Here is a 13567-nt window from a genome sequence, read left to right on the forward strand (position 1 = left end):
CTATGCTGTTTAGCCATTTGCCAGATGAGATTTTTCAGGCATTAAGCGGTTCGAATAAGGCTCTTGTCGAGGCGGTATTATCTGATTTAGCCGATGTTTTCTATGATCACGCTGAGGATCCTATTAAGGACAAATCCACCATCATAGAATCGATAGAAGATACCCTTCATAAATTGGATACTCTGTCATGGCATGAGGATCAAAAAGAGTCCTTTGATTCACCTAAGACAATTCACGATTATGCATTACGTATATATCATCGTTTGGTCAATACCGGCTGGCTAGTAGAAGAACAAGAACTGTATCGTGTTAGTGTGTTGATGACTCCGCAAATCTCTATGCTGCTACGATCTCTGGTGGAAATTAGCCGTCACGGTAAACGTAATTATGGTGCAACGGTGCTAAGTATCTTGAGCAATCTAGAAGCCGTAGCGAAACACCCCAAAGAACGTGGTGTTACTTTAAGACAATCCGCCGAAGCTGCTCGTGAATTCTCAGCCCACTTGAACCAAATTCTTCTAGGTATACGTAGTCTACAAAGAGAACTCTTTGCGAGCCGAGATCCTAAGGCCATAGTCTCTGGCTTTTTTGAATTATTTGTAGAAGGTATCTTAATTGCCGATTACAAAACCATTAAGACCAGCAACAATCCATTCCGTTTTCGTCGTCAAATCCTCGAATTGACACAGGAATTCCTCTCTAATCCAATAACCCTGGGGCAGGTAGCCCAATGTTATGTCGACCAACAGGTTATCACTATGGCCGAAGCCCAAGTCATGGTAGAGAGGGATTGTCGTGATATTATGCAAACCTTTAGCAATATTGAACAACGTCTTGAACGTATTGATGAATATCGCTATCGACTTGAAAAACGTGCCGCTGATACGGCACGATATATGGACAGCTCTCGTCCCGGTATGGCGACGAAAATCGCCGGAATAATAAGCGACGTGGCAGAATACGATCACTTGCCAAGCTTAACACAAGTGATTGGTGCAAAATTTGTTGGAATGTCTTCAGCAGCACAGCCGACTAAGCGTCGAGAGCCGCCACCACCACGAATCATGACACCAGCTGAAGTGTCTGCCGATGCGATTAAATTCCGCGATCAACAACGTCGTTTCCATGAAGCTCGTCAAGTGACGGTTGCTAAGATGCAAACTTACTTAGAGAAACAAATGGCGGCGGAAAAAGAAAAACATATCTTGGAATTCACCATTAATTCAGTTGAAGATTTTGTATGCTTTGACCATTTGCGCTACATAGGCTCGTTGGGCGTCAACTCAAAGAAACTGGAAAATGTGTTTGAAATTCAATTTACCGATCAATATTTAGATGTTCATGATTTCGTTGAATGCCGAGAGTTCAATGTCGTACGTAGGAGCGAAGCGTAATGCTTAGAGAATTAAAAAAGGTCGTTGAAGAGTCAGGAAAGGATGCGCAAGAATTCCAACAGACTGCTAACTATGTCATTGCCAATCAATTTGCCAGCGCATATAAACATGGACAACGTAAACATTACCTACTACTTGAGTCTTACCAAGAGTATTTTGATCGTCTTTTTGACGCTCTGGGCATGAAACTTTATATAAATGAAAATGAGCGTTTGGCTGGCGTCTTACCAATTCAACGAGAAGCCTTCGTACGATTAAAAACAGACGAAACACTCTTCCTACTCGTACTGCGTCAAATTTATGAAGAAAAGGTGGAAAATTTTGAAGTTGACAACGGTTTTGTGGCTACCAATACCCACACAATTTTGGACCGATTTGTACACCTAGTAAAACGTGAAATCCCCAGTGAAACACGTTTTAAAGATATCTTATCTCTCTTTAGCCGTCATGGTGTGATCATACGCGGTAAGACATACGAAGAAGACAGTAAAAATCAAATAATCAACATCACACCTGTGGTGCGTTTGATTGTGACAGAAGCGTATCTAAGACAATTAGAGTCTTTTAATGGTACAGACCCTGATGACGATGACACGGAAAGCAATGAAAGCGATGTTGAACTCACATCTGAAATCAACCAAGACTAGGGCCTGAAAATGAAAAAGTTAAATCGAATTGTTTTAGTGAATTGGTACCTGCTTGGTGCAGAAGAAATTAGTATTCGTGGTAATACTGCGATTATAGGTCCTACAGGTTCTGGTAAATCTTCCCTGTTGGACGCTATTCAGACCGTACTAACCGGCGCCAGTAAGCGTCATTTGAACTACAATGCCAGTGCTAATGATGGCAAAGCAAGTGGGCGTAGTATTCGTTCCTATATATTGGGTATGATTGATTCAGGCCAAACCAATGCAAAAATGTTTGGTACGGAGCCAAGACAAGATGCCACTTGTTATCTAGCCTTGGTTTTTGAAGACAGTGTGACCGGAAAAGAATCCACTGTTGGGTTAACTTTAAGTGCATCATTGGCGTCCCCTGAAGAAGATGTATTGGGCCGTTTTGTATTACCTAACTTCGGCGCTAGAAAAACCGATTTCATCGACCCTATGCAGGGCAAAAGTTATCAAGCCAAACCCTGGATTGAAGTTCGTGAAGCCCTAAAGAAAGTCTGTTTAGACCCATACATCAAATCTGGTAGTGCATCCGCTACACAATACATTAATCGCTATTTAGAAGAACTTAGCCCAAGTGCGGATCAATTAATTACCATTGATAGTTTCTTGAAAAACTTTAAGAACGCGTTGAAATTTGTGCCAATTGCCTCTCCAACACGATTTGTTCAGGATTTTGTACTAGCAGAAGCGCCACTACAAGTCGGTGCCTATCAAAAATCTTTGAACGAATATCGCCAACTTGAAGCAAAAACCCTTGAAGTGTCTAAGCGCATTGATGACCTGAAACTGATTCAACAAGATTGCGAGAAAAAACATCAACACGACCAAAATGCCATCAACTATCAATGGATTGCCACAGAAGCACGTTTTGACGAGCTGGGTAGTAAACAAGATGACATACAGGATCAGTACGACCTTCAAAAAGAGCGTGAAGAAGAAATTGAAGAAGAACTGGCAACCCAGTCAAGCTTGTTAAAACAACTGCAATCCCAGTTGCTTAGACTCGAGCAACAATATGAACATTCTGACGTAGGCTTAAAGCTTCAACAACTTGAACAAAATAAGAAGCTGATTGAGCTACAAGGCAAACAAGACCAAAAATCCATATTGCAATTACGTCAACTCGCCGTTCTGTTAAAAGCCCTAGATGGTTTCAGTGAGCTTGTTTCTAACAACACATTAGAATTGGCAAAAGAACTCAGCCAATTAGAAGAAGTCATCTCGGAAGATGGCCGTATTCTTGGCAACCTAAAACCACTAACGCAAAAACTAGCCGCATTAAACGAGGCCCTAGACAAAGAAAAGTCTTTAGTATTTGGTCAGCGTTCTGAATTGAATCGCAGCATCCTCAACTTGAAGGACGAATGTAAGCAATTAGAATCGGATGTGTCCTCATTAAAAGGGGGCATCAGTCCATTATCGCAAAATACTAAGCGTCTAATTGCTTTATTGAAAGAAGCAAATATTACCGCTACACCACTTAGTCACTTAGCAGAAGTAACTGAGCTTAAGTGGCAAGATGCCATTGAAGGGTATTTAGGCGCTCAGCGTGAAGCTCTGATTGTTGAACCCGAAGACGCAGAAGAAGCGATTCGTATTTTTCGAGCCCATCGTCGTCAGCTAATGGGCTGTCGTGTCGTTGATACCACACAGACCCGTCTATGGCTAAACCGTGGTGACCATACTTCCGCACTGAAATTCATTCGCTGCAATAATGATCACGCTCAAGCCTATTTGAATCGCCGTCTCGGTGGCATTAAGCCAGTTGAAACAGAGCGTGAATTGTTGCGCGAAGACAGTGCAATGACTGCGGATGGTATGTTAAAGCTTTCTGGGACAATTTCGACCATACGTTCTGTGCCCCATATGATGGTAGGTATCAACACGGAAGGTATGCGCGAGTCCCGTGAACAGCAATTAAGAAACCTCAGTAATGAATTAGCTGAATTACTTAAGTCAGATCAACGTTTGGAGCAAGCGGATTCTTTGCTAGGTCGAGTGATTGCAAACAATCAATTTGATCTCGATAGCTTGGGCAATGCCAGTCACGCTGTTACTCGTCTAGGACAAGAACTGGAAAGCGTTAATGCTGAAATCAGTCAGTTACAAGAACATGATGACACCGACTTACAAGAACGCATCGAAGAATTAAAGTCACGCATCACCAATGTTGAGTTAGAACAGAAAAAACTGGATCGTGAACGCCAGCAAATCTCTGAACAATTTGGTGCTTTAAACACGCAAAAAACTCAGTTAAGTACTGCCCTTGCTGCGTTAGATGAAGAGCGTACTAAGCTGACATCGAACCCTAAGTACGATGCAGAATTTGCCAGTGAACGTTATGCTTTACTCGAAAGCAGTATGGTTCATGGTGCCGCAATTTATAAAGAGGCCATCAGTCGTGCGGAAAAGGCCAGTGAAAAAGCACGTAATTTTGATCAGAAAGTTCGCAAAGAAGTGGCTGATCATTACGCTAAATACCATCAAGCAAGCTTAGACGATGATAACCAACTCGATTATTTAGAGTCTAAGTTTGAAGAGTTCGAGCACTACGTGTCTTATCAAATTGATGTGTTAAGCGAAACCGAATTGGCCAAGTACGCTAAAAGAGCGGAAATTGCACGCCGTGAAGCAGAAGAAACCTTCCGTTCAGATTACGTCTCCAAGTTGAAAGACTCCCTTGATCAAGTGGCACACATTATTCGTGAGTTAAACCACAGTTTGAAACGTCGCCCATTTAACCAAGAGATTTATCAGTTCCGCTATTACCCTAACGGTGACATGAAAGACATTCTGGATTTAGTTGAACGCTTTAGCGTACAAGATCAAGCCAATGTCGGTGGTTTATTTGACCCTCAAATGAGCAATGATCCTGAACATGCTCGCGCGATCGAAGCCATTCAAGACTTGATCTCAGATGAAGAAAAGCAACAAGATTTAGCCGATTACCGTAAATTTTATAACTTTGAAGTCGATATCTTAGATAATGAAGGTAATAAGAAGACCACATTGAGTCAGCGTATCCAAACTGGATCGGGTGGTGAGCACCAAATTCCGTTTTATTTGGCCATCGCAGCCGCTTTGTCTACTACTTACCGCTTACATGAAACCATGGATGGCGATATTGTAGGGGGCTTCTCATTGGCTATGTTTGATGAAGCTTTCAATAAGATTGATATGGTGAAAACCTCGACTTGTATGGGCTTTATGAAAGATATTGGTTTGCAAGTTATAGCCGCCGCACCAGATGATAAACGAGCCGTTATGGCGGCCAATATGGATACCATTATCAGTGTATGGCGAGAAGGGGGTGCGGTGTCAATTGATGTGGCGTATCCTAAAGAGAAAGGCCAAGTTTTGTTAAATGGGCAATCTGAAAATTTATTAACCCTAGCTTAATGAGTAATGCATGAAGATACAGCAACAAATTGAAGGGGTTTTGACTGAGGCCTTTGCTGTTCATCATATGACTTTGTTGAATGAAAGTCATATGCATAATGTGCCGCTGGACAGTGAGTCGCACTTTAAACTCATACTGGTATCTGATGACTTTATCGGTAAGAGAGCGGTACAAAGGCATCAGCAGATTTATTCAGTGCTGCATGAGGAAATGCATTTGATACATGCTCTCGCACTGCATCCATATACAATAGAAGAATGGCAAAAGCGGAATGAAAATGCGCCGCTATCACCAAAATGTCACGGAGGTGAGTAACGTCTAAGCGTTACTCTAATAAAATGAGTATTAGTGTTATACAAGACGATAAGACAAAAGTGGTTACTATTAGCCTAATCGGTAGCTTTGATTTTTCATTATTTAATGATTTTCGTGAAGCTTATTCAGACTTGAATGGGTCGTATGATCGCTACATAATCGATATGTCTTCTGTCGAGTATTTAGACAGCGCAGCTTTAGGTATGCTACTCAGTATGCGCAATGCCATCCCGGATCATCAGGAAATTGAATTACAGGGCGCAAACACTTTTATTAAAAACATTTTAATGATTTCTCGCTTTGATAAACGCTTTAAGATCATATAGATAAACGCTTTAAGATCATACAAAAGGGACGAATGAAACTATTATGCATAGACAGTGAACCAGTTTATCGTGAGGTACTAACACTCTGTGCGCAGAAGGAGGGCCTCGAAGTAATGACAGTAGGTTCTTATACTGAGGCCATTTCTGCTTTCATGGATTTTTCACCTGATATTGTCACTATGGATGTGATAGTCAAAGGGGGAAAAGGCTTAAATTTGGTCAAAGAACTGAAGAAACTAAGCGGTACACGCTTTGTCCCCATGATTTTTTTGGCCTCACACACATCTGAATCGGTTATGGATCAGTGTTTCCATTCTGGCGCTGACGATTTTTTACCTAAGCCTTTTGATGAAATGCTCTTTAATATACGTCTTAAAACTCATATGCGACATGTAGCATTGGTTAAAGAGATGTATAAGAAAAATAAAGCGCTTACTTTTTTCCAAGACATGATTGAACGTGAGCATGAAATGGCTCATCAAGTTCTGGATCATATTCAAACTCGTAGCGAGAAAAATTCTAACCAAGTTGCCATTACGCGCATTTCGGCCGCCAGCTTTAATGGTGATTTGGCTCTTGTCAAAAAACGATCGGACGGCTCTAGATTAGTCTTCGTTGGTGATTTTACTGGTCATGGCTTACCTGCATCGATAGGTGCTTTACCTGTTATGCAAACTTTTTTTGATGCCGTGGATGATTTGACTGGTCTTAGTGAATTGGCCATTCGAATTAATAAAACTCTTTATAGTCTTTTGCCGGATTACATGTTTTGTGCTGGCTATCTGTTGCTATTAAGTCCTGATGGGAATTTTTGCTATTGGGGAGGAGGTATGCCGCATGCGGTGATACGCCGACAAAATGGTGAATTGGATTTTATCCAATCTTGTCATATGCCCTTGGGAGTCCAATCGACGTGTGAATTCGACCCTAGCCTAAAAACCAACCACCTTAATTCAGATGACACCCTAGTGATATTGTCAGATGGGGTTGTGGAATTAAAAAATATTGAAAATCAAATGCTTGGTGATAAGAAAACCAATGAATTGATTAACCTGCATTATCAAGATAAGAATCTTGTTTCCGCACAAACTAAAATGGAAAATGATCTTGAAGAATATTTAGGAGAAGCAGTGCAATTGGACGACATTACTTTGGTTGCACTGCGTACTTAAGGAAGGTGCGAATACGTCTTACTTAAGGAAGGTGCGAATAAGTCTTCTGAACATCAGTCTTATCAGAGAAACGGTCTATCAAGGCAAGAGTGAGCAGGAATGTTAATACCTTTCAATCACTCTTAACACAGAGAGGCCGTTTCTCTGAAAGACCCGAAGGGCGTGGTCTAAGCTCTCTTTATTCTTTGTTAAGCTTCTTGCCAATATGTTTAATATTGGACAGCGAAACTTGCCTCGAATAAAAGAGAGTTATCCACACGCTGAAGTCAGTGGACTTGTTCGTACCTTCCTTAACTGTTTTTACGATTATTTTTCTTAGAAGATTTGTTTTTATTGCTTTTCTGGCGCGCATTTTTTGCCACTGATTTTTTCTCTGGCTCAGTACGTAATACCAAGAATAAATCGGTCATCACCTCTGGAATTTGGGCGATACAGGAAAGCGTTAACTTTTCACTAGAACGTATATCAATGACTTCATCGTCATCAAAAAGATCTGAGGCAACCATGATGGGAAGCAAAAGCTCAGCTACTACTTCCTCTTTCTCTGATTCAAACCATTGGGCTTCGGTCATAAAAACACCTTCCATGAAACCTGTGGCCCATTCTTGCAACTCGCTTAGTTCTTCAGGAGAAGACCCCATTTCGATAGCACATGGCAAGATAAAACCGTCTTCTGACTCAAGCTCTTTTTGAATATCAATAAAAAGACGAGACAGATACTGCGTAATTTGCTTTTGTTGCTTGTCGTTTTCGAATTCAGGTGTTTCTTCAAACACTACAGGCAGCCAATTTGATTCACTGATAGTCACAGGACAAATTGACAAGGCTGTCAGAAAGCCGTGAGCCATCACAAAGTTTTGGCATTCTTCATGAACCAGGTCAGAATCTAAAAAATCTTCTAATGTTTCCAGTTCAAGATCATCAAGAGGTTGGTGAGCCATGTGTGTATTCCTAATTTGAATTTAGCTGAGAATTCTAGCGAAATGCCCCTTAAAAATCGATGCAGATTTTTCGCAAATCAGTGATAATGAGCGAATGAGTGCAAATAAACAATCTGCCTTGGAGCAACTAGGCTTCTCTGCATATCGCCCCTTGCAAGAAGAAGCAATTGATGCCTTGCTTAATAATAGAGATGTGGTTCTGGCCGCACCGACTGGTGGCGGAAAATCCCTTGTTTATCAAGTAGCTGGTTTGGCAAAAGAGGGGGTTGCTGTTATCGTCAGCCCATTAATTGCTTTAATGAAGCAGCAAGTTGAATTTTTGAACCTTAAATCAGTACAAGCAAGGTTTCTAAACTCCACGCTAAATCCAGGGGAGCAAGACGACTTAACTTGGTCTATTCGACATAATCACATTAAATTTCTTTACTTGTCACCAGAGAAGCTAATTCAACCATCTGTCATCGGCTTATTGCAAAGTGTCGACATAGCCTTGTTCGCCATAGACGAAGCTCATTGTATCGCACAGTGGGGGGGATATTTTCGTCCTGAATACAATCAACTAGGCCAAATTAAACAACTCTTTCCGGCACCTCCTATAGTTGCTTTAACAGGCAGTGCCGATAAAACCACATTAAACAGCATAAATCAGTCACTTAATTTACATAATAGCTTGTTGCTAAAAGGCAGTATTGATCGACCAAACTTACAGCTGCAAGTTGCTCAAAAAAAACAAGCGAAGCAGCAAATCCTATATTTTTTGCATCATGAAGTTGCTGGCCTTTCAGGCATTATTTACTGTCGTTCACGCAATAGCACCGAACAATTATCTCAATGGCTCAATCAGCTTGGCTTCAGCAGTGTTTACTATCATGCTGCCATGCAGGACGAGGCTAAAAATAGCAGTCATAAAATTTTTTCTGAACAGCTTGGTACTATTATGGTAGCAACCACTGCCTATGGAATGGGTATTGACCTTCCGCATATCGGCTTTGTCATACACATGGATTTACCCAGTTCACCTGAGTCTTATTATCAAGAAATTGGACGTGCAGGACGTAATAATCAAAGTGCTAAAACCTTATTACTCTATGGCTTGCAGGACATGATCAAAGCCCAGCAATTAATTGCTTTAGAGGCACGAGATTACTTTACCGAAGCACAACGATTACGAGACTTATTTGCCATAATTGAAAGTCGTCAATGTCGAAAACAAAGTTTATTAGCTTATTTTGATGAAGAAATAGAGGAGTGTGGTTATTGTGACCGCTGTAGAGCCAAACAAAAAGAACATAATGTCACTATCGCAGCACAAAAGTTACTGTCACTTATTTATCACACTCGAGGAACGCAAGCCTTTTCAACTTTAATTCAGGTGTTGTTGGGCAAGCGAGTCAAAGCCACAAAAAACATTCAAGCGGAAAAACTGTCTTTATTTGGTCAAGGAAAAGAATTGTCTGAAGCCCAATGGAAATCAGTAATCCGACACCTTTTGGCTTTTGAATACATTCAGTTGGAAAATACACAAGTGTTTTTTGTTCGTCTAACGGAAAAGGCACGACAGATACTAAAAGGTGAAGCTCAGCTTATTGTTGCCAACGATTTCTATTACCCAAGGCTAAGCGAATCAGAATTGTCCAATGAGCATCTGGCTTGGCACACGGTATCTGCTTGGCGTCATCGAAAATCTGTGCCGTTATCGGATGTACAATTGCGTAAGATATGCCAACATAAACCTAAAAACGCCGCCTCATTAAGCCGTTTAGTAGGAATTTCTCTTGAGGAGGTAAATCACTTTGCCGAGTCACTATTGGTATTATTGCATCAAGAGCAGTCGACATCAGTATTGCAATGAATCATGAAGAAAACACAAGCTCGCCAAATGAACAAGCCATACTAGAAGCATCGGTTGAACACTGCTTTCAGTGTGCTGATGCTTTTTTTGGCCACACATTTCTGCGTGCTTCATGTAATTTAAAACAAAGGGGCAAAGCTGCCGGTACAGCCCATTTGCAAAAAAACGAGGTACGCTTTAATGCCTTTATGTATCGACAATCACCAGAAAAGTTTCTTAGCACCGTTGTGCCACATGAGGTGGCTCATATCATTGTGTATCAAATATACGGTTCTAATGTTCGTCCTCATGGTAAAGAGTGGCAAGCTGTGATGAGAAAAGTCTTTGGACTCTCACCAGATAGAACCCATGATTTTGACGTTCCACCCCCAAAAACGCAATTTTTATACGCCTGTCAGTGTCAGCAGCATGAATTTACCGCCCGTCGCCACAATAAGGTGATGCGAGGAACGGAATATCGTTGTAAGACTTGCTTACAAAAGCTTAGCTTTGTAAATCAAATCTAAATATGATGGTAATTGAAGCCTAAATCATGGAATTTTATGCACAATTTACTCTGACGCTGCATTTTTAATGCTATGTGTATGCGCTTATAGTAAAATGCATCTGTTTTGTTTTTAGTGTGTGAATGATGGATCTATCAAATCGTCCCAAAGAAAAATTAGAGCTGAATAAGCTGCAGAAACGCCTTAGAAGATTGACAGGTCAAGCCATTGCCGATTTCAATATGATTGAAGAAGGCGATAAGGTTATGGTGTGTTTATCTGGCGGTAAAGATTCTTATACTATGCTTGAGATTCTACGTAATCTGCAAGCCAGTGCACCGATTGATTTCTCAATCGTTGCAGTCAATCTTGATCAAAAACAACCTGGTTTCCCAGAGCATATTTTACCCGCTTATTTGCAAGAAACCGGAGTGGATTTTCATATTTTAGAGCGCGATACCTACAGTATTGTTAAAGAAGTGGTGCCAGAGGGTAAAACAACTTGCGGCTTATGTTCACGCTTACGTCGCGGCTCTTTATATGGTTTTGCTGAAGAGATAGGCGCGACAAAAATTGCCCTTGGCCACCATCGTGATGACATATTAGAAACCTTATTCTTGAATATGTTTTTTGGTGGCAAACTAAAATCCATGCCCCCCAAATTACTAAGTGACGACGGCAAACATATTGTTATTCGCCCGCTTGCTTATTGCAAAGAAAAAGACATCGAAGCCTTTGCTGAGTTAAAGAACTTTCCTATCATCCCTTGTAACTTATGTGGTTCACAGGAAAACTTACAACGACAAGTAGTAAAAGACATGTTGCAAAATTGGGAAAGGGAGCACCCCGGACGTACCGATACTATGTTTACTGCCATGCAAAATGTTGTACCATCTCACTTAGCCGACACAGAATTATTTAATTTTAAAGAGCTGAAGCAATCTTCTTCAGCTCTTGATCGACTTAATATTATTTCACTATAGGATTTGCGAAATGAATTTAAACCTTAAAGCCCTTTTCCTAACTCTAGGTCTATTAGGCTCATCCATTGCCACTGCAGCTTCAACAGCGACCGTTCATTTAACCAATGATACTGTTCAAGGTGATGTGAATTTGGATATGGGTACCTTTGGTCTTGGAGGAGGGGTGTCCTATGATAAGGATGAAAGCATCACAGCTGGGTATTTGGGCTTCAATGTTCAGGATTCCGAAGGTGCTTCAGGGCCCCTGCAAATTGGCATTGGCGCTCGAGTATACGCTGTTGAGGCAGACAGAACGGTTGATGACGACGATATCTATACAGCGATAGCGCTTGGCGGTTGGTATCGCTACACACTTCAAGAGGCTAATCGCGTTGCTATCTATGGATCTGGTTATTACGCACCTGAGGTGCTGTCATTTACCAACCTAGATCACATGTATACTTATGAGTTCCGACTAGAATACATGACCATGAGAAATGCTCGCGCTTTTGTACGTTACGGTAATACTGTCATTGTTTTTGATGATAATAGTCGTAAAGAAGCCAATACAGGCTTTGCTGTTGGTGCAGAAGTTGAATTTTAATTCAATGCGATAGTTTGAAGATTAAAAATTGCTGAAATATAAAAGGTGGCCAAATGATGGCCACCTTTTATATTGCCCAGCTTATCGAAAACAAGGCTTAAAGTTCCTTATTCACCATCAAAAGCGCACAAGCTGAACACGGGAACCTGAGTATCACGTAATTTCTGGCTGCCACCTAAATCCGGTAAATCAATAATGGCTGCCACTTCTTTAATATTGGCACCTTGAGCTGTTAATAACTTGATGGCAGCAAACAGGGTACCACCAGTCGCAATCAAATCGTCAAATAATAGCACTTGATCACCAGAATTAACCGAGCCTTGTTGAATCTCCAACTCAGCTTCGCCGTATTCCAATGCGTACTTTTGAGAAATGGTCTTGCCTGGTAATTTGCCTTTTTTACGAACCAGAATAAGAGGCTTTTGTAACTCATAAGCTAACACAGCAGCAATTAAGAAGCCGCGAGCATCAATGCAAGCTATGTGAGTAATATCGGAATCGATGTAGCGATGAATATACGCATCCACAACCATTCTCATGCCTTTGGGATCACTGAAAATAGGGGTGATATCACGAAAACTAATACCTTCCTTTGGCCAGTCTTCTACGGTTCGAATGAGAGATTTAACGTAAAAATCATCGTAAAGCATCTCGAAAATTGCCTCTGTATTATTCAAAAGTGTGCAATTTTATCACAATCAGGCGCTACGCCAATGAGTTTTTGCATCTCTTCAAAATTCACGATTTGTATTTCCTTACCATCAACATGAATCAGTTCATTTTTCTGAAAGCGAGTAATGACGCGACTCACTGTCTCAACTGCTAAGCCAAGATAATTACCCATCTCGCCTCGAGACATTGATAAGCGAAATGCTGAAGCAGAATAGCCACGTTTTTTAAACCTATTAGACAGATTTAATAGAAAAGAGGCGACTTTTTCATCGGCATTTTTTTTGCCTAATAACACCATCATCTGCTGATCATCTGAGATTTTTCGGCTCATCAAACGAAAAATTTGGTGCTTCAATGAAGGAATTTGATTGGATAAATCTTCAAGATGGGCAAACGGAATTTCGCATACGGTCGTTGTTTCTAATGCTTTAGCAGAAACAGGGTAACTGTTTGAATCAATACCACTTAACCCCAATAGCTCACTGGGGCAGTAAAAACCAGTAATCTGTTCTTCACCAAAAGAAGTAATTTTGTAGGTTTTTAATGTGCCTGAACGAACGGCAAAGAGTGAACCAAAAGCATCTCCCTGACGGAATAAAAATTCACCTTTTTTAAGCGGACGCTTACGTTCAATAATTTGATCAAGTCGGTTAATGTCTTCATCAGCTAATGCAATAGGAAGGCATAATGCGTTTAGACTGCAATTCTGACACTGTGAAGTAAGTTTACTGCTGAATCTAGGCTGAGCGTGTGTAATAGCCATAGTGAGT

13 protein-coding genes are annotated in these 13567 nt (G+C 40.9%); 10 read left to right on the plus strand and 3 right to left on the minus strand.

Annotated elements, in window-relative coordinates:
- The first annotated feature begins 2 nt into the window (after positions 1-2).
- Genes ABXS85_RS02265 through ABXS85_RS02290 form a run of 6 tightly spaced genes read left to right on the plus strand, consistent with a single transcriptional unit; the run spans position 3 to position 7281 of the window.
- On the plus strand, positions 3-1394 hold the full coding sequence (locus ABXS85_RS02265) for a Wadjet anti-phage system protein JetA family protein (RefSeq protein ID WP_353668435.1): 1392 nt from the start codon (positions 3-5) through the stop codon (positions 1392-1394).
- Positions 1394-2041 carry a DUF4194 domain-containing protein gene (locus ABXS85_RS02270; protein ID WP_353668436.1) on the plus strand — a complete coding sequence of 216 codons (648 nt, stop codon included), beginning with the start codon at positions 1394-1396 and terminating at the stop codon, positions 2039-2041. Before ABXS85_RS02265 ends, ABXS85_RS02270 begins: the two co-directional genes overlap by 1 nt.
- A gap of 9 nt (positions 2042-2050) precedes the next feature.
- Positions 2051-5467, plus strand: coding sequence for an SbcC/MukB-like Walker B domain-containing protein (locus tag ABXS85_RS02275; protein ID WP_353668437.1), 3417 nt, complete (start codon positions 2051-2053; stop codon positions 5465-5467).
- Positions 5468-5477: 10 nt separating this feature from the next.
- Complete coding sequence (locus tag ABXS85_RS02280; RefSeq protein ID WP_353668438.1) at positions 5478-5783, plus strand: BolA/IbaG family iron-sulfur metabolism protein; 306 nt, start codon at positions 5478-5480, stop codon at positions 5781-5783.
- Positions 5784-5806: 23 nt separating this feature from the next.
- Positions 5807-6109: an STAS domain-containing protein gene (locus ABXS85_RS02285; protein WP_353668439.1), complete on the plus strand. Its 303-nt coding sequence runs from the start codon at positions 5807-5809 to the stop codon at positions 6107-6109.
- 32 nt (positions 6110-6141) lie between these two features.
- Positions 6142-7281 (plus strand): fused response regulator/phosphatase, encoded by a 1140-nt coding sequence (locus tag ABXS85_RS02290; protein ID WP_353668440.1) that lies wholly within the window; start codon positions 6142-6144, stop codon positions 7279-7281.
- Positions 7282-7571: 290 nt separating this feature from the next.
- Here the strand turns inward: ABXS85_RS02290 and ABXS85_RS02295 are convergent, their stop codons facing one another.
- Complete coding sequence (locus tag ABXS85_RS02295) at positions 7572-8222, minus strand: YecA family protein (protein WP_353668441.1); 651 nt, start codon at positions 8220-8222, stop codon at positions 7572-7574.
- Between the two features lie 94 nt (positions 8223-8316).
- Between ABXS85_RS02295 and ABXS85_RS02300 the strand changes: the two genes are divergently transcribed.
- From ABXS85_RS02300 to ABXS85_RS02315, 4 genes are all read left to right on the plus strand, one after another.
- Complete coding sequence (locus tag ABXS85_RS02300; protein WP_353668442.1) at positions 8317-10074, plus strand: RecQ family ATP-dependent DNA helicase; 1758 nt, start codon at positions 8317-8319, stop codon at positions 10072-10074.
- Positions 10071-10580, plus strand: coding sequence for a SprT family zinc-dependent metalloprotease (locus ABXS85_RS02305; protein ID WP_353668443.1), 510 nt, complete (start codon positions 10071-10073; stop codon positions 10578-10580). Before ABXS85_RS02300 ends, ABXS85_RS02305 begins: the two co-directional genes overlap by 4 nt.
- A 122-nt stretch (positions 10581-10702) precedes the next feature.
- Entirely contained in the window at positions 10703-11542 is an 840-nt protein-coding gene (gene ttcA / locus ABXS85_RS02310) for a tRNA 2-thiocytidine(32) synthetase TtcA (protein ID WP_353668444.1), read from the plus strand.
- Positions 11543-11552: 10 nt separating this feature from the next.
- A complete protein-coding gene (locus tag ABXS85_RS02315) occupies positions 11553-12125 on the plus strand; it encodes a YfaZ family outer membrane protein (RefSeq protein ID WP_353668445.1) in 573 nt (190 codons plus the stop codon).
- Between the two features lie 107 nt (positions 12126-12232).
- Here ABXS85_RS02315 and ABXS85_RS02320 read toward each other — a convergent pair whose 3' ends face one another.
- Together ABXS85_RS02320 and fnr are read right to left on the minus strand one after the other, a co-directional pair.
- A complete protein-coding gene (locus tag ABXS85_RS02320) occupies positions 12233-12775 on the minus strand; it encodes an adenine phosphoribosyltransferase (protein WP_353668446.1) in 543 nt (180 codons plus the stop codon).
- A gap of 23 nt (positions 12776-12798) precedes the next feature.
- Positions 12799-13560, minus strand: a complete 762-nt coding sequence (gene fnr, locus ABXS85_RS02325) for a fumarate/nitrate reduction transcriptional regulator Fnr (protein WP_353668447.1) — start codon at positions 13558-13560, stop codon at positions 12799-12801.
- Positions 13561-13567 lie beyond the last annotated feature (7 nt).

The organism is Marinomonas sp. THO17 (assembly GCF_040436405.1).
GTDB lineage: Bacteria > Pseudomonadota > Gammaproteobacteria > Pseudomonadales > Marinomonadaceae > Marinomonas.